We start from the raw sequence: 20,782 nt of genomic DNA on the forward strand, positions 1-20,782 counted from the left end.
CGATGGGGCTCATCGAGAGCAAGCTCTCTCCTACAATTCTGTCCAGACCTCAGACCGCTGAAACCCTTCCGGTGCTGGCAGCTGCTGCAAGCCTTTCAGAACCTCGGGCCGCCAGTTCTCTACCGCCCATTGCAATACTGCGGTGTTGCCTGCTCCGCGCAGCGACTCTGGTGGTTGCTGGCGTAGCCAGTCCAATGCAGTCCAAAGGGTGTTGCCGCTATCGTCTGCTTGCAGCGCCCGGGCGAGATTTTGTTTGCTGAGCTTCTGGCCGTTGCGTTCAACGGCGACGGGAATGTGCATATAGCTGGGCGATGACCAGCCCAGTGCCTGGTGCATCAGCAGTTGACGTTGGGTGGAGTCAATCAGGTCGATGCCGCGCACCACATGGGTGATGCCCTGATCGTGGTCGTCGGTAATTACGGCCAGTTGGTAGGACCATAAAAAATCACGTCGGCGAATCACAAAATCGCCAATATCGCTGCTCGGTGTGAGGCAGAACTGACCTTGCAGGCGGTCATCGAAGCACAGCGGTTGTTGTTGCTCGGCGGCCACCTTGAAGCGCCAGGCACAGGCGATGGACAGGTCGATTGAGTGACGATCAAACGCCGGTGGCTGGGCAACGCATTGGCCATCCAGATGCACGTCTCCCGCAAGCTGTTTACGTGAGCAAACACAAGGGAAACTGTGAGCGGACGCAATAAGCTGTTGCAGGACGGCTTCATAGGCGTCGTTGCGGTCGCTTTGATAGCGCACTTCGCCATCCCACTCAAAGCCGTAGGCTTCCAGAATACGCAAAATGCTGTCGGCGGCTTGAGGGTCTTCCCTTGGTGGGTCGAGGTTTTCGATACGAACCAGCCAACGGCCATTATGTGCGCGGGCATCCAGATAACTGGCCAGAGCGGCCAATAGCGAGCCAAAGTGCAGTGGGCCGGTAGGTGAAGGCGCAAAACGGCCAACGTAGCCAGAAGGGCAGGAGTCGGAGTGGTTTGAATGTTCGAGCGAGTTCGTTGCGGTCATGGACAGTCTGCCGCTGAAGGAGGGAGCAGGAACTGCCAGATCCCTTGTGGGGATCTGGCATAAACAGCGGGATTATACGCCCAGCTGTTTTTCCTTGATTTCGGCCAAGGTCTTGCAGTCGATGCACAGATCTGCGGTTGGACGGGCTTCCAGACGACGGATGCCAATCTCAACACCACAGGCATCGCAGAAGCCGTAATCGCCTTTGTCGATCTTGTCGATGGTCTTGTTGATCTTTTTGATCAACTTGCGCTCACGGTCACGAGTACGCAGTTCGAGGTTGAATTCCTCTTCCTGGCTGGCGCGGTCGTTAGGATCGGCGTAGTTCTCGAGCTCAGTTTGCATGTGCTCTTTGGTGCGATCGACCTCTTCCATCAGCTCTTGCTTCCACTTGCGCAGGATGTCTGCGAAGTGCTCAAGCTGAGCGTCACTCATGTACTCTTCATCCGCTGAAGCCACGTATGGCGTGAAGTCTGTGAGAGCGAATTCTTTCTTCTCTTGCGGCATGGTATTGCTGCCTCACGTAATGGGTTCAACCAACCGAACACATCGCCTTGGGAATCGGGTTTTCGTTACCGAAAGACCGTCCTTCTCCCGAGGCCCCAAAATAATAAGGCGGGCAAACTATCAGATAACGGCGCAAGCGCCAACTATTTCATCGCGCCACCATTATCTGAGTCACCCTCCAAAGGGACTGACTGATAAAACCAGCATTTTGGGAAATTACCCTGTTTGACCCTGACTGCACAGAGGAATTGCCTTTCTGGCCGATTTGGTGGTGTCGTAAAAATCACGAATGGTCGGTGTTTGCTGTTTGCAAGCGGCAGAGTCGCCAAAATCGAGTTTGTGTCACAATGGCGTTTTGCATTGATCGACAACAGGCAGTGTGCAGTGACTCAGCAATTCCCTTCATCTTCAGTGATGGCCAATATGGCCGACCGTACCCAACGAGTGGCCCCGTTTCAGGTAATGGCGCTGCTGGCAGAAGCCCAGTCGTTGCAGGCCGCAGGCAAGGACATCATTCATCTGGAAGTTGGCCAGCCGGATTTCACCACGCCGGAGCCGATTGCCCGTGCTGGAATGCAGGCCATCGCCGATGGCAACACCGGCTATACCCCGGCATTGGGTTTGCCGCAACTGCGTGAAAAGGTCGCAGGCTGGTACCAAAGCCGCTTTGGTGTGGATGTTAACCCTCAGCGCATTGTGCTGACGCCCGGAGCGTCGGGGGCGCTGTTGTTGCTGGCTGCGGCCCGTCTGAATCGCGATGATCAACTGATGCTGGCCGATCCTGGATATCCGTGTAACCGTCATTTTGCCGCCTTGTTTGATGCCCATGGGCAGTTGATTCCAGCCGGGCCTGCCGACCGTTACCAGCTGACCCCAGCAATGATCGGGCAACACTGGTCTGCTACGACCAAGGCCGCGCTGGTGGCCAGCCCGGCCAACCCGACCGGCACGGTACTTTCGCTGGATGAGCTGTCTGGTTTGCATCGGGCGGTAGCGGCCAAGGGCGGAGAGTTGTGGGTCGATGAGATTTATCAGGGACTGAACTTCACCGTGGAGCCTCAGACCGTACTGTCGGTGGCTGACGATGCCGTGGTGCTGAACAGCTTCTCGAAATACTTCGGCATGACCGGCTGGCGTTTGGGCTGGACCGTGGTGCCGGAAAGCTGGGGAGAAACCCTCGATACTCTGGCCCAGAACGTCTTTCTGGCGCCGTCCACCATTGCCCAATACGCAGCCATGGCAGCCTTTGATGACGACAGTGTCGCCATTATGGAAGAGCGTCGTCAGATTCTGGCCGAGCGTCGTGAATACCTGCTTGAAGCCTTACCTGAACTGGGCTTCAAGGTGCCGGTTGCACCGGATGGCGCGTTCTATGTGTACGCCGACGCCAGCCAGTTTACCGACAACAGCCTGGATTTCTGCCTGCGTGCTCTGCGCGAAACCGGTGTCGCTTTTACACCCGGCGTGGACTTTGGCGAAGCCGGTGCACTAACGCATGTTCGATTCGCTTTCACCGCCGACATTGAGCGCCTGAAGCTGGCCATGAGCCGTTTGGCCGACTGGCTTAACTGAACAAGTTTGCGGGACAGTCGCAGGAAACAGCAGGAACACAGCATGCAATACGACAGCCCATTGCTTAGCGGGCGTTTGATCAAACGCTACAAGCGTTTTTTGGCAGATATCGAGCTGGATTCGCCGGGCCGCGAAGGGGAAGTCATTACTGCCCATTGCGCCAATACGGGCTCCATGACCCACTGCGCCGATGCCGGTTGCAAGGTGTGGCTGTGGGATAGTCATAACCCCAAACGCAAACTGCCGATCAGCTGGGAATGGACCACGGTGACGACGCCTGCAGGGCAATTTAAAGCCTGCGTGAACACCGCTCGGGCCAACCAGCTGATGTTTGAAGCACTGAGTCGCCAGTTGCAGCAGGCCAGTACAGATGCCGCTCATTGGTTGCATGGCTATTCGGTGATTCAGAAAGAGCCCAAAGTCGAAGATGGTCGGCTGGACTTCTGCCTCAGCGGGGACGACAAACCGGATTTCTTTATCGAGGTAAAAAGCCTGACCCTGCCACGCTACGACCTGAAACCGGGGCTCGGCTGTTTTCCGGACGCGCGTACCGAGCGCGGCCTCAAACACCTCAACCGATTGGCGCAGTTACAACAGCAGGGCCATCGGGCAGCACTGGTGTTTTGCGTTTCTCTGGAAGGCATTGAACAGGTGGCTGCCGCCGCAGACGTCGACCCAGAGTACGCCGAGGCACTTGAACGTATTCAACAGCAGGGCGTTCAGGTGCTAGCCTGGCCGGTGCGTTTTGACGAAGCAGCGGGTAGCATGACTGTGGAACCTGAACAGGCGTTAAAGGTTCTTGGTTATCACGATTTTGCGAATCAAGGCCCCTCTGAATAACTCGGTGCCCGCTCTGGATGACAGGGTGACGCTGAGTCAAGAAGCTGATTTGAAGGCCTGACGAGTCAAGTCAAAAATCAGCGACACAGAGTCAGCAATGCCCTGCCATCCCCGTAGGGCGCGGCCTGCAGGTCGCCAGAACGGCGTTGGCGAATTTGGAAAGGACCAGTCATTCCGCTGCATTCGCCGCCTTGTTCTGACAACCTGCAGAACTCGCGCAGAGCAGTGCAGAGTTATTTAGAGGGGCCTTAACCATTCATAATAAACAACAGGAACACAGCAATGACACGTTTTGTACTAGCGGCGGCTTCTGCCGCGTTGTTGATGGTGGCTCAGCCAACGCTGGCTGAAGAATCCCTGTGGGACAAAACCGTTAGCAAAAGCAAGGAGCTGTTTGAAGACGGTAAGGATGCCGTTGCCAAAGGCGCTGAAAAAGGTGGCGAACTGGCAGAAAAAGGCTTTGAAAAGGGTTCTGAACTGGCCAAAAAAGGCTATGAAAACAGCAAGGAAGCCGCTAAAGACGGTTACGAGTTCAGCAAGGACAAAGCCAAAAAAGGCTACGAATTGGGCAAGGAAAAATTTAACCAAGCCATGGATTAGCTGAACGCGGCGAGGAAGTCCGACAAAGCCGAGGACTCATCGCAAGCGGACGAGCCGGATTACAGCGGCTCGATTTAAACGGTACGCACTGGTTTGGTTGGCGGGCCAGTGCGTTTTGTTTCTGCCCGACACCCGACACCCTGCCCTCATTCAAACGGCCGTACCTTTACCTCTCCATCTGCTATTTCCGTCTCCCAACCGGTCAGCGGCGTGCCACTGCAAGGGCCTGCAATACACATCCCGTCATCCACGTTGAACAAGGCGCCGTGCGTCGCACACTGAATAAATACCCCTTCGGTATCCATAAACTGATCCGGCATCCACTCCAGCCGAATGCCCCGGTGTGGGCAGGAATTGTCGTACACGAACACTTGCTCACCCTTGCGGGCAGCCACCAGTGGACGGCCGTCCAGTTCAAAGCCTTTGGCGTCGTTGTCGGGGATGTCGTCGAGGGTGCATAAACGCGTGAATTCTGTCGTCATGGCAGGCTCCTGCAGGCCGGAATGCGCCGTTCGAGCGCGTGATTAACTACTGAGTTTAACTCAAACCTGCCGTCAAGCCCCATGAATACTGGACTGTGACAGAAAATGCTGCGGCTGCTTCAAAAGCAGCGGATTCTGTTTCCTGCTCATTCATAACAGCCAAATCCTGCTCCGCATCCAACGTAACTTGTTAATCAATAGCTGCATTCGCACTGAATTGACACTGAATCAAGAACAAAGGGATGGGATTCATATGAGCCTGAAGATTGCTGTAATTCCCGGTGACGGTATCGGCACCGAAGTGATGCCGGAAGGTATCAAGGTGCTGGAAGCGGCCTGCAAGCGCTTTGATATTGAAGTGCAGTGGGAATGGTTTGACTGGAGCTGTGAGACCTGGTTGGAAACCGGCAAGATGATGCCGGACGACGGTATCGAACAGCTGTCCAAATTCGACGCCATTTATCTGGGCGCAGTGGGCTTCCCGACCGTGCCTGATCATATCTCGTTGTGGGGCTTGCTGATTCCTATCCGTCGCGAGTTCGAGCAGTACATCAACCTGCGTCCGGTGCGCTTGTTTGAAGGGGTGAAATGCCCGCTGGCCGATAAAAAGCCAGGCGATATCGACTTTTACGTGGTACGCGAAAACTGCGAAGGCGAATACTCCAACATCGGTGGCTCCATCTACGAAGGTTCCGACCACGAAGTGGTGTTGCAGCAGTCGGTATTTACCCGTCGTGGCGTGAACCGGGTACTGAAATACGCCTTTGAACTGGCTAACAGCCGTCCACGCAAGATGCTTGCTTCGGCCACCAAGTCCAATGGCATTATTCACTCCATGCCTTTCTGGGACGACTGCGTTGAAACCATGTCAGCCGATTACCCGGACGTTGATGTGTCGAAATACCACATTGATATTCTGACCGCCAATTTCGTCAACAAGCCGGAACAATACGACGTGGTGGTTGGTTCCAACCTGTTTGGCGACATCCTTTCTGACCTTGGCCCGGGCATTACTGGCACCATCGCCATTGCGCCATCTGCCAACATCAACCCGACCAATGACTTCCCGTCGATGTTCGAGCCCGTGCATGGCTCAGCGCCAGACATCGCAGGCAAAGGCATCGCCAACCCGATTGGCATGATCTGGTCCGGTGCCATGATGCTGGATCACCTCGGCTATTCGCAGGCTCATGACGCCATCATGGCGGCCATCGAAGCCACCCTGAAAAACAGCGACAACCTGACGCCGGATATGGGCGGCAGCGCAACGACTTCGGCGTTGGGTCAGACCATTGCCGATGCGGTTGCCAATGCCCATCTGACCCCGGTTGCTGACACTACCTCTAACGCCTGATCAAGGAGCTTCTTTTATGACTGCATCTATGACTGCATCTGATAACGCATTGACCGTTCAGGACCTGCTGAAGCAACAGGCATTTGTGAACGGCGAATGGGTCGATTCCATTCATGGCGACACCTTTGATGTGACCAACCCGGCGACCGATGAGCTGATCGTCAAGGTCGCTGACCTGAGTGCGGAAGAAACCCGCTCGGCCATCAACAGCGCCCATCAGGCTTACCTGCAGTGGAAAGGCACCACCGCTAAGCATCGTGCTTCGGTACTGAAGCGCTGGTACGAACTGATCATGGCCAACATTGAACCGCTGGCCGAAATCATGACGCTGGAGCAGGGCAAGTCGCTCAATGAATCCCGTGGCGAAGTGGCCTATGGCGCGTCCTACATTGAGTGGTTTGCTGAAGAAGCCCGTCGCAGCTACGGCGATGTAATTCCGACCACCGGCTCCGACCGCCGCATGATCACCATCAAGCAGCCGGTCGGTGTGGTCACAGCGATCACGCCGTGGAATTTCCCTAACGCCATGATCACCCGCAAGGCGTCGCCAGCCATTGCCGCCGGTTGCAGCATCATCATCAAGCCTGCGGCGGAAACTCCGCTGTCTGCATTGGCGCTGGTGGAACTGGCCCATCGTGCCGGTGTACCAGCGGGTGTGATCAATGTGATTACCAGCACCAAGAGCCGCGAAGTTGGCCTTGAAATGACCACCAACAAGTTGGTGCAGAAAGTAACCTTCACCGGCTCTACCCCGGTCGGCAAGATCCTGCTGACCCAGGCGGCGCAGACGGTGAAAAAGGCCTCGATGGAGCTGGGCGGCAACGCGCCGATTCTGGTATTTGCCGATGCCGACCTCGAAAAAGCCGCCCAGGGCGCGCTGGGTTCCAAGTTCCGTAATGGTGGCCAGACCTGCATTTGTGCCAACCGCATTCTGGTGCACGACGATGTTTACGACGAATTTCTGCAGATTTTTGCCAAAAAAGTCGAGCAGGTGGTGCAGGGCAACGGCATGGACGACGGTGTTGATATTGGCCCGTTGGTCAGCCAACGAGCGGTCAATGACGTTGCTACGCTGGTGGACGACGCCTGTACTCAAGGCGGCCGTATTTACAGCATCGACAGCAGCAATCACAAGAACGAAGGCAACTTCTTCCCGCCAACGATTCTGGCCGACGTGCCACAGAAGGCGCGCGTATTCAGCGAAGAAATCTTTGGCCCGGTGGCACCTGTGTTCCGTTTCTCCAGCGATGAAGAAGCCATTGCTATGGCCAACGACACCGAATACGGCCTCGCTGCCTACATGTACACCCGCGACTATTCCCGCGCCTGGACCATGAGTGAAGAACTCGAATACGGCATGGTCGGAGTTAATGAAACCGCCATTACCTCGGAAGTGATTCCGTTCGGTGGAGTGAAGGAATCCGGCCTCGGTCGTGAAGGCTCGAAGTACGGCCTCGATGACTTTATGGAAATCAAATACATCTGCATGGGCGGTATCTGAGCTAGTCAATGATCTGCCCGGTCGGAGCGTCGATCACCCGTGACGTGACGGGAGTGGGAGTGAGTTTGCTCACGATGAATCCGGCTGGCGCAGCCAAATTTAGCTCTGCCAGAGCCCTGTACAAGTTAAAGGAATATCAAATGACCCAATCTGCCAACAGCGTTAAAGACGAACTGCAGCAACTCGACCGCGAACACCTGTTTCACCCGGTAATTTCACCGAACCTGCATCAGGAGCACGGTGCGCTGGTACTGAAAAGTGGCAAAGGCGCCTACGTAACCGACATTGATGGCCACGAGCTGCTCGATGGATTCTCTGGCCTCTGGTGCGTCAACGCCGGTTACGGCCATGAGTCGGTGATCAAGGCCGCCACCGATCAACTGACCGAGTTGCCGTACGCTACCGGTTACTTCCATTTTTCATCCGAGCCGACCATTCGTCTGGCGGCACGACTGGCCGAACTGGCACCGGGCGATCTCAACAAGGTGTATTTCACCTTGGGCGGCTCCGATGCCGTCGACAGCGCCATTCGTCTGATTCGCTATTACTTCAACTCGAAGGGCTTGCATAGCAAGAAGAACATCATTGCGCTGGAGAAGGGCTACCACGGTTCTACCAGCACTGGCGCTGGTATGACGGCCTTGCCGGTTTTTCACGACAAGTTCGACCTGCCGCTGCAGTGGCAGCACCATATTCCGTCGCCGTACCCGTACCGCAATGGCGAAGGCATGAGCGACCAGCAGATCATCGACAAATCGGTCGACGACCTGCGTGCCAAAGTGGCGGAGCTGGGTGGTGCGGATAACGTTGCGGCGTTTTTCTGCGAGCCGGTACAGGGCTCTGGCGGCGTGATTGTGCCGCCAAAGGGCTACCTGAAAGCCATGCGTGACGCCTGTAAAGAGATGGACATGCTGTTCCTGGCGGATGAAGTGATCACCGGTTTTGGCCGCACTGGCCCTATGTTCGCTTGTGAAACGGAAGGCGTTGAACCCGACCTGCTGACCTGCGCCAAGGGCCTGACGTCTGGCTATGCGCCGATGGGGGCCTTGCTGATGACCAATGCCTTCTACGACGTGATTGCTGAAGGTGCTGGCAACAACGCTGTTGGCCACGGATTCACCTATTCCGGTCACCCGTTGAGTGCGTCGATTGCCATGGCGGTACTGGATTTGTACACCGACGGTGGCTTGCTGGAGAACGGCAAGAACGTTGGCGCTTACTTCAACTCCAGGCTGAATGCGCTGGCCGATCACCCGTTAGTTGGCGAAGTGCGCTGTGCCGGTATGCTGGCCGGGGTCGAGCTGGTGACCGATAAGGCCAACAAAACCAAGCCTGCCAAAGAGCTGAAAGTGGCCGACAAAATGTACAAGGAAGGCTACAAAAATGGCCTGATTTTCCGTGCCTTTGCTGACGACGTGATTGGTTTTGCTCCACCGCTGTGTTGCACCGAAGCCGACATCGACCTGTTGATTGAACGCTTCGAGAAAACCCTTAACGCTGTAATGAAACAGTGTGAGCTGACGCACCTGGTTGGCTAATCGGATTGAAATATCCGGTTAGGGCTTGCAACAGGCACGGTGCTGTTTGACTGCTGTTTATCTCAATGCTGGAACAGCACCGTGTCTGTATTTATTCCTGCTGACAAAGGTGACAACCGGAAAAATTCACTGCAATCAAGCATCTGCCGCAGTTGAACCCCATACCGCCCGGCTCTATTCTGCAACTCTTCTGATGGCTGGAGGGACCCATGGCGGCATCCCACAAACTGGATCGGATGGATATTCGTATTCTGTCTGAACTGCAAAAAAACGGACGCATGACCAACGTCAGTCTGGCAGACAAGGTCGGTCTGTCGGCCAGCCCATGCCTCAAGCGCATCAAAAAGCTCGAAGAGTCTCGCTACATTCTTGGTTATGGCGCTCAGGTGGATCTGGTCAAGCTGGGCGATTTCGTCACCGTCTTCACCGAATTTACCCTCAAGCAGCACTTCAGCCATAGCTTTGCCGAATTCGAAAAAGTCCTTAACCGCATGCCGGAAGTGGTGGAATGCCACTTGATCAGTGGCGGTTACGATTATTTGGTCAAGTTTGTGGTGCGTAGCATTAACCATTACCAGCAACTAGTAGATGAGTTGCTGGCCGACGAGGAGCTGGTGAAAGAGTACTTCAGTTATATCGTTATCAAGTCGCCCATTGCCGGGCGTGGCGTCGCCCTGGAGTCGGTGTTTCAAGGGGCGTAACGATGAAAGAAAGCTCTGTTTATCAGCGTAGCTACACAGCGGAATACCACTCTCACAGCCACGACTTCTGTCAGCTGGTGTTACCGGTGGCGGGGGCACTGGATATGCAGATCGATCATGTGTCCGGGCAGGTGGCTGCGGGGGAAACTATGGCCATCGTTAAAGCCGGGCAGCAGCATGCGTTTGCGGCATCCGGGGATAATCGGTTTCTGGTTATGGACCTTGCGTTGCCGCAGCAGCAATTGGCGCTCGACAAGCAGCCAGCGTTTTTGCCAATGCATCAGGGTATTCGGGGCTTTGTTGATTGTCTGGAATACCAGCTACTGCATCGCCCGAATGTGCCCGGCTTGCCGCTGCAAATGAGCGAGCTGTTGTTGGGTCTGCTTCCGGGGCAAGCGCTGTCGGCGCAGTACAGCGGCCATCGTCAACGCGTTCAGCGGGTGAGAATGTGGCTGGATCAACACTATGCCGAGCCATTGGATATGAAGGCGCTGGCGGCGATGGTGCACTGGAGTGTGCGGCAGTTATCCGGGCAGTTTCGGTTGCAGCTGGGCCAGAGTGTGCGTGATTACCATCAGCAGGTACGGATGCAGCAGGCGGCGCATTGGCTGAAAACCACGGATCTGCCGGTGCAGGTGATTGCCGAGCGGGTGGGTTATGCCGATGTGTCGTCATTCAGCTATCGCTTCCGTCAGTGTTATGGCAGGTCGGCGCGCCAGCTCCGGGCTGAGCGGCCGTAACTTGTTAACGGCAGCAACCTGTTAACGACTGTGCCGTCTGGCCATAACCTAGGGACCCTCTGAATAACTCTGCACAGCTCTCGGCTCTGGCTTCCTGCTTCGCCCTACCTCCTGCATCCATGCAGTCGTGCGCGAGTCCTGCAGGTTGTCAGAACAAGGCGGCGAATGCAGCGAAATGACGAACCTGTCCGGTCGAGTCTTTTCAAGTTCGCCAACGCTGTTCTGGCGAGCTGCAGGCCGCGCCCGAAGGGGATGACAGGGCATTGCTGATTCTGTGTCGCTGATTTTTGACTTGACCCGTCAGGCCTGCAAACCAGCTTCGTGACTCAGCTTCGCCCTGTCATCCAGAGCGGGCACCGAGTTATTCAGAGTGTCCCTTTGCCGAATCTCCAAAGTTTTTCTTCTACGGTCTCTCTACACTGCGATTTTTCTTCAGGGTTTCAAGAGAGCATGACTGTTACCACCTCATCTGAACTTCCCGAGCGTCATACCGCGCTGGCCACTCTGGTCGGCTCTACCGCAGTGTTGCTGTGGGGATCGCTGGCCTTGTTTACTCGCCTGAGCGGCGGCGAGATTCCTCCGTTTCAATTGATGGCGGTGAGTTTTGCCACCGCCTTTATGGTGATGCAGATTCGCTGGTGGCTGCGCGGCGAAAGCGGTTTGCAGTATGCCCGACAGCCCGTCGCTGCCTGGGCTTTGGGCGTGGGCGGTTACTTTTGTTATCACGCCTGTTATTTCGCCGCAATGATGCTGGCACCAGCGGTGGAAGTCAGTTTGATCGCTTATTTGTGGCCGCTGTTTATTGTGCTTCTGAGCACTCTGGTTACCGGGCTTCCCGTGCGCATTGGCCATGTGGTCGGCGCTGTGCTGGCGTTGGTGGGCTGCTGGGTATTGCTGTCGGGTGGCGAGCAGGATGCTGCATCAGTCCAGGCGTTCGACAGCCAATACTTGCCGGGTTACGGACTGGCGTTTTTGTGCTCGTTGATCTGGTCGGGGTTTTCGGTCACATCCCGCAAAATGAAAGCCGTTCCTACCGATGCCGCAGGCTGGTTTTGCCTGGCCACTGCCGTCTTGGCGTTACTTGCGCACTGGGCGTTTGAGCAAACCGTATGGCCTGATACCAACCTGCAATGGTTGGCGTTGATGGCACTGGGCATTGGCCCGGTGGGCATTGCGTTTTTTACCTGGGACTACGGCATGAAGCACGGCAACCTGGCGCTGCTTGGGGTGATTTCCTACTTCGCGCCGTTGATCTCAGTGGCACTGTTGCTGCTGGTTGGCGAAGGCGAATGGCGTATTGAAGTGGGCGTTGCGGCGGTAGCGATCAGCCTTGGGGCCTTGGTGGCATCCTTTGCTGATAAGCAGAAAGCTGGCGGAGCGGGGAAAGGGTAGAGCAGATAAAAAATCGCCCCGCCGGTGAGGGCGGGGCAAAGCAACCGTGATTAGCTTGATGAGAGAGATCACCGTGAGCCTGAGCTGTTGGTGAACAGCGGCGCCATCTCTGACGTCGATGAGTAAACAATAATGATTCTTTTTTACCTCGTCAATAATAATTCTCATTTACTTACAGATTTTTTTGGCACTGGCCTGAAAGGACGAATTTGGCCGGCTGGGTAACCTTGAAACTGTCAAAAACTGAATCTGAAATGGCACTCAAACAGGGTACGAAAACCCGACAGTGAAGATGGCTTGGCTTGTTACGGGTAATAGATAGATGAAGCGGCTTGTGATGACTGAAAGCGGTTTGGCTGGTCTGGAAAGATGAACTGGCTTGGGAAAACAGTTTGCTGGATAAAAAAACGGCCGCTCAAATGAGCGGCCAAAGCAACCGTGATTAGCTTGATGAGAGAGATCACCGTGAGCCAAAGCTATTGGTGAACAGCGACGCCATCTCTGACGTCGATGAGTAAACAATAGTTATTCTCATTTGATTAATCAAGAACAATTCTCATTTAATTTGAAATATTTTTCTCAACGCACAAAAGCCCAGTATTGAACCGGCGGACTCAGAAAACGGGCTGGGAAAGTGGTCGAGAGCGGTAGAGAGTGAGTAGAGAGTGCTCAGAAGAGATGAGTAGATCAAACAGGCGAGAATTCGGGAATAAAAGCGGCAGATAAAAAAACGGCCGCTCAAAGAGCGGCCAAAGCAACCGTGATTAGCTTGATGAGAGAGATCACTTCAGCCAAAGCTGTGAGTGAACACCGCCGCCATCTCTGACGTCGATGAATAAACAGTAGTGATTCTCATTTGTGTTATCAAGAATAATTCTCATTATTCTTTAATATTTACACTTCTTGAGGTTTGGCGGGTTGTTCAGGGTGATTCAGAGAGCCTCTATCCCTTTTTCGGATGGCGCAAGCGGGTACCGAACTCAAGCGACAAGCGTAACTCTTCGGCGCTGATTTCTGCCGGGAAGTAGCATCCACTGACACGAGCGTTAGCCAGGCTGACGCCGTCCAGAGCGCAGCCGCGGAAGTCGACGCCGCGCAAATCCGTGCCCCTGAAATAGGCATCGGTCAAATCCATACCGGCCAGGTGCAGCCCCCGTAAGTCCAACCCACGCAGGTCGGTGCCGCGTAAATCGCATTCCGCGCCACCGTCGATGGCCTGATTGAATCCGGCAACGTCGTCGTTGCGCAGCATCTGATAGAGGGGGTCCTGACTGATGCCCGGTGTGGTCATATAAAACCTCGTTGAATTAGACTGCGTGTCGATTACAGAAGTATAGATGACCCTGAATGATTCGAACGTCGGATGCCTTTTTGTTGAACGCCAGTTGGCACGATGAGCCCGGTGACCAGGATTCCAGCTTCACCTTCTGGTGGCATACGCCTGCCGGAACCCTGAAGCAAACCCTGCGACAGCCTGCGGTTTGTTTTATTAAACAGGCGGATCGTGCCAGAGCGCAGCAAATGGCGACCACACTCGGCTGGCCGGTGGAACTGAAAGACATCGCCCTGAAGCGATTCGACCAGGCCGCCATGAGCGCCTGCTATTTACCGGCCAGTTATATCTACCGCTGGCGGGATTTGCTGGCCGAGCAGGGCATTGCGGTGCAGGAAGCGGATATCCGCCCGACCGATCGCTATTTGATGGAGCGGTTTGTCTATGGTGCGGCCCAGCTCAGCTGGCAACAGCCATTGCAGCAAGTGCCCGCTAGCGAACACAGCAGTGCCCATGGCTGGCTTCAGCAAGGGCGTATGCAGCCGGGGGATTACCGGCCCACGCTTCGTTGGCTGTCGCTGGATATTGAAACCTCGATTCCACGGCAGGGCGAAACCATCAAACTGTATTCGGTGGGGCTGGTGGCGGCGGATTACCGGCAGGTGTTGCTGGTGGCGGAACATGGCGCAGAAGGCACTGAAGCCACCGATGCCGACCACCACATTCTGCGGTTTGAGTCTGAAGCCGCTTTGCTGGAGCAGCTGACCCGGCTGGTGGCGAGCATCGACCCGGACTGCCTGCTGGGCTGGAACCTGATTCAATTCGATATCGACGTGCTGGTGCAAAAATACCGGGAGCACGGCGTCAGTATGGATTGGGGCCGTGACGGCTCACGGCTGAAGTGGCGTCGTCGGCGTGACATGCCAGACAGGGTCTCGGTGCAAATGGCGGGCAGGGTAGCGCTGGACGGCATTGAGCTGCTGCGTGCCGCCAGTTACCAGTTTGAAAGCTTCTCTCTGAATCATGTATCCGAACAACTGTTAGGGGATTCCAAGCTGCTGACAGGCAGTCAGCGTGGCCATGATATTCAGCGCCTGTACGATACCGACATCGCATCCTTCGCCGCTTACAACCTGCAAGACTGTGATCTGGTGTGGCGCATTTTCGAGAAAGTCGATCTGCTCAATTTTGCCATCGAACGCAGCTTGATGACGGGCCTGGCGCTGGATCGCATGGGCGGCTCGGTGGCGGCGTTTGAAAATCTCTACCTGCCCCGACTGCACCGCTCCGGCTATGTCGCCCCCAATATGGGCGAAGGCTACAGCGCCGAAAAAAGCCCCGGTGGCTTTGTGATGGATTCCAAACCGGGCCTGTTTGAGCATGTGTTAGTGCTCGACTTCAAAAGCCTGTATCCCTCTATCATTCGTACCTTCAAGATTGACCCCATGGGACTGGTAGAAGGCCTGCTGACCGATGAACAGCTGCCACTGCCCAATCAGGAATGGGTGCCGGGCTTCTTCGGTGGTCGTTTGCATCAACAGCGCCACGTGCTACCGGAGTTGATTCGCACCCTCGGAGAACGCCGCGACAAAGCCAAGCGGGAAGGCAACAAACCGCTGTCGCAAGCCATCAAAATCATCATGGCGTCATGCTACGGGGTGTTGGGCTCAGAGGGCTGTCGCTTTCACGACACCCGGTTGTCGGCCTCCATAACCAAACGTGGCCACGAAATTATTCAAACCAGTTCCGACTGGATTGCCAGTCAGGGTTACGAAGTGATCTATGGCGATACCGACTCGGTTTTTGTGTGGCTGCGCAAGGACGTTACCGACGACGAAGCCGATGCCATTGGCAAGCAACTGGTGGCCAACCTGAACCGCTGGTGGCGCGACGAGCTGCAAACCCGCTTCGGCATCGACAGCTATCTGGAGATGGAATACGAAACCCACTACCGCCGCTTCTTTATGCCATCCATTCGCGGTGCCGAAACCGGCAGCAAAAAGCGCTACGCTGGACTGATTACCAACCCGCAAGGGCAACCGGAAATGGTCTTCAAAGGACTGGAAGCTGTGCGTTCAGACTGGACGCCGCTGGCCCGTCGCTTTCAGCAAGTGCTGTATCGCAAGATTTTTCTGCATGAGCCCTACGCCGACTGGGCCAGAGACCAGGTGCAGCAACTACTGGCTGGCCAGCTCGACCACGAACTGAATTACCGCAAACGCCTGCGCCAGCCGCTGCATTTATACCAACGCAACGTGCCGCCTCATGCCCGCGCCGCCATGCAGCTGGACAACTGGCGCAAACAGAACGGCCTGCTGCCCATGTATCAACACGGTCGTGGGGCCATTACCTACCGCATTACTGCCAGTGGCCCGGAGCCCGTCTACGACGGCGAAGATTCCGAGCTGGAATACCCGCTGGCGGCACCCGACTACCAGCACTATATCGACAAACAGCTGCGGCCGATTGCCGAATCCATTTTCCAGTTTACCGGCGACGATGCCGACGACCTGCTGGGAACCCAGGGTTCGTTATTTGGATGACTAACAGCCCGCTGCAATAACGCTTACCTGTTCATAGTTTCAGACAATCATTGCCCCGGTTTTGCGCAACAAAATTGTGTTTGCGCGGTCGCACTTTTAACCGATATTCCGCAATTCATCAGCCTGACGGGGTATCCGGCGGGTGTTGATGCAATTTTATAGGACACACAATGATTCGTACCCTGTATGTAGATGAGCATGGTCAAAGCCAAACCGGCGCTGAAAACCTGCTGGCCCAATGGCGCGCCAGCAACAGCGGCTACCTGTGGCTGGACCTGACATCCGAAGGCAAGGAACAGCTGCCCACTGAACGCAAGCTGCTGCTGGAACTTGGCTGTCATACATTGGCGGTAGAAGACGCCCAACGCGATCGTCACCCACCGAAACTGGAAGAGTTTGATGACCAAACCTTCGTGCTGTACCGAGGCATTGCCAGTTTCGACAGTGACCTGAACTGGAAATCCCAGTCGATCTCGTTTTTCGTTAGTGAACGGCTGTTGATTACCTACCACCCGTTACCGGCAAGCAGCGTCGATCAACTGATGGCAGGCAACGCCGCCACACACCTGCAGCGTTGCCCGGCACAATTGGCACTGCGCATCATGCACACCTCGGCGGGTATCTACCTGAACGGCCTGTTGGCCTACGAAGAAAAACTCAGTGACCTGGAAGACGCCATTCACGACCATGGCTCCGACGACCTGATGAAACAGCTGATGCAATACCGCTCACGGCTGGTGAAACTGCGCCGGGTGTTCAACTACCACCAGAACATCACCGAAGAACTGCGTGCCGCCGATGAAGTGGTCGCGTTTGATGTCGAAGGTGTCGACCTTGACCACACCATCAACGACCTGCACGACCGCTTTGAACGACTGGCCAGCTTGACCTCGATGTTCTACGACATCTGCGGCGATCTGATCGACGGCTACCTGGCCATTACCTCGCATCAGTTGAACAACACCATGCGAGTGTTAACGGTCATTACCGCGATCTTTGTGCCACTGGGCTTCCTGGCCGGTTTGTACGGTATGAACTTCGAATACATCCCGGAACTGCACTTCAAGGGCGGTTATTTCATCCTGCTGGCGGTGATGATCAGCATCGCACTGGGGCTACTGACCTGGTTCCGCAAACTGAAATGGCTGTAACGACTATAAGCCGACAGGCGCGATAAAAACGCCGCTGCAATCTTGCAGCGGCGTTTTTGTGTGTGGTTTTGGCTAGGCACTGTAGTTGCTGTAATTGTTGTAGTTGTTGTAGTTGTTGTAGCCGACAAGGGAAAACAGTCATGGGCACAAAAGTGCATCAACCCTGGTTGCGTTTCCCGGCACCCCTGCGTCAGATGGCAGCCGCTTCGCGTCTTTATCAGAACGACAGTATCAGACCTACATTTTTCGCCTGCAGTAGGTCGGATAAGCCTGCGCCATCCGACACAACAACGCCCAAAACATGAAACTTCCATGAACCCTTGCGCGCTTTGCCCAAAGCGGTTGCTCGCTTTTTCGGCTGCTGGTAGCGTAAGTGGCTGAAACCAGAGACGTTGTGGTAAAAGGTTTACAAGTTAATGCGCACACCAAAGCCAGGTTTATGCGCATGCGCACTAACTTGATGACTTGGTTGTTAGTAATAAAGGGGAATTCCAAAGGAATCAGAAGGTTAGGGCGGGTAACCTCGAACATACCTTACTGGGAAACCGCGCATGCGCACTAATAAACTGTTATGCACTAAAAGGTTCGAGATGAGCGACAAGATTCCATGTACAGAATGCGGAGCAATGGTTTTGCCAAGTACGGCTGAGCGTACAGGCGGGCTTTGCATGCCTTGTAAAAATGGTACTCGTAAGAACATTGAACAAGCTAAAGAGTATTACAAAAGAGAGCGAGAGCTCGATAAAACATGCCCGTTCCGTGCGTTATGGAGAGAACTGGTCGATAAAGTCTATAAGCAAGAAGGTGGCTTTGGTGCTCTGTCGGACGACGAAAAGTTATATTACTCGGTAAATACACTCGGTGGCGAAGTTTACAACGGAGGCTTTGTTCAGTATTTCGATAATTCTTCCGGCGAGCACTATCGTAATGCAGAGCTTGGGCTTGTTCGTTTGGGGACAACGAACTCTTTAAGGTTATTACGTAAAGCCAAAGAAGAGCTTATAGGCCATAGCCCTGTTCCACAGGATCAAGCTGAGCGTTGGGCGGCAATCAGAAAACACAGCGATGAGCCAGATCTAGATAGTTTGGATACAGAATTTTATAAAGATCTAGACCAACTTGATAAAAAATTAGAGAGCTTTGCAATTGAGGCTGGGTTGGTAAAAAATGCATAACAAACGGCTGCACCGGACAAATTTACGCTATCACCTTTTGTGCAAAAAGACGCACAAAAGCCGCCATCAAAAATTTGCTCGGTGAGCCGGGCGTTATAAAAAACTCTTCCAACTGCTTCTACTCTAAATATCCCTGCAACGAGGGCGTGGTGCACCACGCTCCACCCCTCACCCAACCGCCGCTTTAAACAACGGCTTGCCCGCAAACTGTTTAATGGCCTTCATCGGAATATGGTCGCTGGTATTGCGGCCATACCAGGCCAGACGGATTTCGCCGTTCTCGGCGATCAGGAAGTCGGCCGGTACCAGTTTGACATGAGGGTTGTTCATATCGCCGGTGCCACCCTTGAGCATGCCGCGAATAATGCGCAGCGGGTGCAGCAGCATGGCTTTCAGCATGGCAACGCCGGAGTGCTGGATGCCGTAGCGTTGGTAGAGCTCCAGATTGGGGTCGGCCAGCATGGTGAAGGGGCGAGGGTGTCGTGCGACAAACTGCTTTACTTCTTCCTTGCTGGAGCTGAATACGGCGATCACGTCCAGCCCGGATGCTTGCAGTGCTTCATAGTCGCGGCTGAGTTCGTACAGTCGCAGGTTGCAAAATGGGCAGGCTGCATCGCGGAAGAAGGCCAGCAGTACCTTGCGGCCGCGGAATTTGCGCAAATCAATCGGCTCGTTGTAGATGTCGGTGGTGCGGAAATCAATCGTCTTGCAGGGAGCTGTTAATGGCATGGCGGAGCCTCTGGACCAGAAATGATTTTTGGTTGGTCGTTACAGTGCGGGATTTATTACATAAAAACTTCGGCAATTGGATTGATGGCCTGAAATGCCCTGCCTGATCGCAAGTTCGTTTCTATGGGCACGAGTGTCCACCCGGCGGCGGAAGAAGCGCGAGAAATACTCCGGGTCGTTGAAGCCCAGTTCGTAGCCAATCAGTGATACCGGTACCGATGAGTAAATCAGCAGCCGTTGGGCTTCGAGGATCATGCGGTTGCATAGGAGTTGCGAAAGGCATCTACCATAAAACTCCAAGGGCGTTGCCATAAGGAACGTTGTTGACAGCAAAATGAAGATGAATTGTAATCCTCCCATATATAACCGAGTTATTCAGTAGAGGGTCAAGCGGTCTTAATTAACGACCTTGGTGGAAAACCAGCTACCCGCCAGATGTATCATTAACAACTAAACGCCCCAAAACGGTTGATCGCCAATGTGTCCAACCAACTCCGTTATTAACGAATTGGCGACGATGTAACGCGCTACTTGCCTGATATCTTCATTCTGGCGAATGGCCCTGTTGTGGAATCCTGGTTGCCAAGATGAATCTGCTGATCCTGACCGTTTATGCCACTATCCCATGAAAACGACAACACGGCCTCGCCGATATGCATCTGCAAAAATTTGAATCCAGCCCATGCCAGCCTGAAATAACCAAATAAGTCCAATTGCAATTACAGTTAAATTAGTATGTCCCTCTGAACTTTTGAGCCACGTATTGACCAGGACTGTTAATTCCGAAAATGTTTATTTAAAAAATCCAAAACATGAGTGACGTATCTCTCGGTATCAAATACAGGTGCACTGTGCCCTACACCTTCTTCAATGAACAGTTTGTTCGTGACTCCGTGTTCATCAAGCTTCGCCTTAAGTATCTTACTTTGAGATAGAGGTACTCGTTTATCCAACGTGCCGTGTAACTGAATATATGGCGGAGTGTTTTTATTCACATAACTCGTCGTCGATGCTTGCTGGGCAATTTCTGGAATATGATGTGGAATATCTCCCAGGAAACGAGATACAGACGATTCTTTAGTGATTTTCTTGCCACCTTTATTTCCTAACTCAAGTAAATCGGTTGGCCCAAAAAAACTCACCACGGCAGATACCTTGTACTTTGGTGGTTCATAGAAATCTACTTGGTTGTATGCCGAGTTCGTGGCACCAATAAAGCCCGCTAGATGCCCTCCAGCAGAACGCCCCATCATCACCAGACTGTCAACTTGAATGCCGAGCTGTTTCGCATTGTCGTGCAGGTAGTTCAGTGCGTCATTTATGTCTCGCACCGGCAAGGGGAAGCTCACCTCGCCACTTAAACGGTAGTCGACTGACGCTAATGCATACCCTTCGCTCAATACAGACTTGAGTAATAGGGGGTTTTTCTCTGGAATTGCATCTTTACTTCCTCGTTTCCAAGCGCCCCCATGCACCCAAACCAATAGCGGGTACCGAGTATTTCTTTCAGCCAATGGTTTGTAGAGGTCAAGCTTGATTTCTCTATCCCCCACAGTTTTGAACACAATGTCTTTTTCTACATTAAACTCGCCCGCCAAACCGACAAGCGGTATAAGTAATAAAGAGATCATCACAGACTTTATCTTCGTATTCATGGTGTTGTTCTC

At 54.2% G+C, this 20,782-nt stretch carries 19 protein-coding genes; 12 read left to right on the forward strand and 7 right to left on the reverse strand.

Annotated features, from left to right (window positions below; genetic code table 11):
* Positions 1 to 30: 30 nt before the first annotated feature.
* Together gluQRS and dksA are read right to left on the reverse strand one after the other, a co-directional pair.
* The gene (gluQRS, locus tag ACXADJ_RS01445; protein WP_475062271.1) at positions 31 to 1,017 is read right to left on the reverse strand and encodes a tRNA glutamyl-Q(34) synthetase GluQRS; all 987 of its coding nucleotides are present in this window, start codon (positions 1,015 to 1,017) and stop codon (positions 31 to 33) included.
* A gap of 72 nt (positions 1,018 to 1,089) precedes the next feature.
* Positions 1,090 to 1,524 (reverse strand): RNA polymerase-binding protein DksA, encoded by a 435-nt coding sequence (dksA, locus tag ACXADJ_RS01450; protein WP_475062273.1) that lies wholly within the window; start codon positions 1,522 to 1,524, stop codon positions 1,090 to 1,092.
* A 384-nt stretch (positions 1,525 to 1,908) separates the two neighbouring features.
* On the opposite strand from dksA, the gene ACXADJ_RS01455 reads away from it, so the two are divergent.
* The 3 genes from ACXADJ_RS01455 to ACXADJ_RS01465 all read left to right on the forward strand — a co-directional run bounded on the left by ACXADJ_RS01455 (position 1,909) and on the right by ACXADJ_RS01465 (position 4,536).
* Positions 1,909 to 3,096 carry an aminotransferase class I/II-fold pyridoxal phosphate-dependent enzyme gene (locus tag ACXADJ_RS01455; protein ID WP_475062276.1) on the forward strand — a complete coding sequence of 396 codons (1,188 nt, stop codon included), beginning with the start codon at positions 1,909 to 1,911 and terminating at the stop codon, positions 3,094 to 3,096.
* Between the two features lie 42 nt (positions 3,097 to 3,138).
* The gene (sfsA, locus tag ACXADJ_RS01460; protein WP_475062278.1) at positions 3,139 to 3,936 is read left to right on the forward strand and encodes a DNA/RNA nuclease SfsA; all 798 of its coding nucleotides are present in this window, start codon (positions 3,139 to 3,141) and stop codon (positions 3,934 to 3,936) included.
* Positions 3,937 to 4,218: 282 nt separating this feature from the next.
* Complete coding sequence (locus ACXADJ_RS01465; RefSeq protein ID WP_475062280.1) at positions 4,219 to 4,536, forward strand: hypothetical protein; 318 nt, start codon at positions 4,219 to 4,221, stop codon at positions 4,534 to 4,536.
* Between the two features lie 146 nt (positions 4,537 to 4,682).
* Here the strand turns inward: ACXADJ_RS01465 and ACXADJ_RS01470 are convergent, their stop codons facing one another.
* Complete coding sequence (locus tag ACXADJ_RS01470) at positions 4,683 to 5,018, reverse strand: Rieske (2Fe-2S) protein (protein WP_475062282.1); 336 nt, start codon at positions 5,016 to 5,018, stop codon at positions 4,683 to 4,685.
* A gap of 253 nt (positions 5,019 to 5,271) precedes the next feature.
* Between ACXADJ_RS01470 and ACXADJ_RS01475 the strand changes: the two genes are divergently transcribed.
* From ACXADJ_RS01475 to yddG, 6 genes are all read left to right on the forward strand, one after another.
* A complete protein-coding gene (locus tag ACXADJ_RS01475; protein WP_475062285.1) occupies positions 5,272 to 6,372 on the forward strand; it encodes a tartrate dehydrogenase in 1,101 nt (366 codons plus the stop codon).
* Between the two features lie 16 nt (positions 6,373 to 6,388).
* The gene (locus ACXADJ_RS01480) at positions 6,389 to 7,873 is read left to right on the forward strand and encodes an NAD-dependent succinate-semialdehyde dehydrogenase (RefSeq protein ID WP_475062288.1); all 1,485 of its coding nucleotides are present in this window, start codon (positions 6,389 to 6,391) and stop codon (positions 7,871 to 7,873) included.
* A 140-nt stretch (positions 7,874 to 8,013) separates the two neighbouring features.
* Positions 8,014 to 9,411 (forward strand): aminotransferase class III-fold pyridoxal phosphate-dependent enzyme, encoded by a 1,398-nt coding sequence (locus ACXADJ_RS01485; protein ID WP_475062290.1) that lies wholly within the window; start codon positions 8,014 to 8,016, stop codon positions 9,409 to 9,411.
* Positions 9,412 to 9,620: 209 nt separating this feature from the next.
* Positions 9,621 to 10,112: an Lrp/AsnC family transcriptional regulator gene (locus ACXADJ_RS01490; RefSeq protein ID WP_475062292.1), complete on the forward strand. Its 492-nt coding sequence runs from the start codon at positions 9,621 to 9,623 to the stop codon at positions 10,110 to 10,112.
* A 2-nt stretch (positions 10,113 to 10,114) separates the two neighbouring features.
* The gene (locus ACXADJ_RS01495) at positions 10,115 to 10,852 is read left to right on the forward strand and encodes a helix-turn-helix domain-containing protein (RefSeq protein WP_475062296.1); all 738 of its coding nucleotides are present in this window, start codon (positions 10,115 to 10,117) and stop codon (positions 10,850 to 10,852) included.
* 450 nt (positions 10,853 to 11,302) lie between these two features.
* On the forward strand, positions 11,303 to 12,244 hold the full coding sequence (gene yddG / locus ACXADJ_RS01500; protein ID WP_475062298.1) for an aromatic amino acid exporter YddG: 942 nt from the start codon (positions 11,303 to 11,305) through the stop codon (positions 12,242 to 12,244).
* A gap of 943 nt (positions 12,245 to 13,187) precedes the next feature.
* Here yddG and ACXADJ_RS01505 read toward each other — a convergent pair.
* Positions 13,188 to 13,535 (reverse strand): pentapeptide repeat-containing protein, encoded by a 348-nt coding sequence (locus tag ACXADJ_RS01505; RefSeq protein ID WP_475062300.1) that lies wholly within the window; start codon positions 13,533 to 13,535, stop codon positions 13,188 to 13,190.
* Between the two features lie 56 nt (positions 13,536 to 13,591).
* On the opposite strand from ACXADJ_RS01505, the gene ACXADJ_RS01510 reads away from it, so the two are divergent.
* The 3 genes from ACXADJ_RS01510 (at position 13,592) to ACXADJ_RS01520 (ending at position 18,386) form a co-directional block, all read left to right on the forward strand.
* Entirely contained in the window at positions 13,592 to 16,060 is a 2,469-nt protein-coding gene (locus ACXADJ_RS01510) for a DNA polymerase II (protein ID WP_475062303.1), read from the forward strand.
* A 170-nt stretch (positions 16,061 to 16,230) separates the two neighbouring features.
* On the forward strand, positions 16,231 to 17,211 hold the full coding sequence (locus ACXADJ_RS01515) for a magnesium transporter CorA family protein (protein ID WP_475062305.1): 981 nt from the start codon (positions 16,231 to 16,233) through the stop codon (positions 17,209 to 17,211).
* Positions 17,212 to 17,762: 551 nt separating this feature from the next.
* Complete coding sequence (locus ACXADJ_RS01520; protein ID WP_475062307.1) at positions 17,763 to 18,386, forward strand: DMP19 family protein; 624 nt, start codon at positions 17,763 to 17,765, stop codon at positions 18,384 to 18,386.
* A gap of 168 nt (positions 18,387 to 18,554) precedes the next feature.
* On the opposite strand, the gene ACXADJ_RS01525 is transcribed toward ACXADJ_RS01520, so the two are convergent.
* From ACXADJ_RS01525 to ACXADJ_RS01535, 3 genes are all read right to left on the reverse strand, one after another.
* Positions 18,555 to 19,115 carry a peroxiredoxin family protein gene (locus ACXADJ_RS01525; protein WP_475062309.1) on the reverse strand — a complete coding sequence of 187 codons (561 nt, stop codon included), beginning with the start codon at positions 19,113 to 19,115 and terminating at the stop codon, positions 18,555 to 18,557.
* A gap of 39 nt (positions 19,116 to 19,154) precedes the next feature.
* Positions 19,155 to 19,475: a helix-turn-helix domain-containing protein gene (locus tag ACXADJ_RS01530; RefSeq protein WP_475062311.1), complete on the reverse strand. Its 321-nt coding sequence runs from the start codon at positions 19,473 to 19,475 to the stop codon at positions 19,155 to 19,157.
* A gap of 416 nt (positions 19,476 to 19,891) precedes the next feature.
* Positions 19,892 to 20,770 (reverse strand): alpha/beta hydrolase fold domain-containing protein, encoded by an 879-nt coding sequence (locus ACXADJ_RS01535; RefSeq protein WP_475062313.1) that lies wholly within the window; start codon positions 20,768 to 20,770, stop codon positions 19,892 to 19,894.
* Between the last annotated feature and the right edge of the window lie 12 nt (positions 20,771 to 20,782).

This window comes from Oceanobacter sp. ABM4_470, from assembly GCF_056158645.1.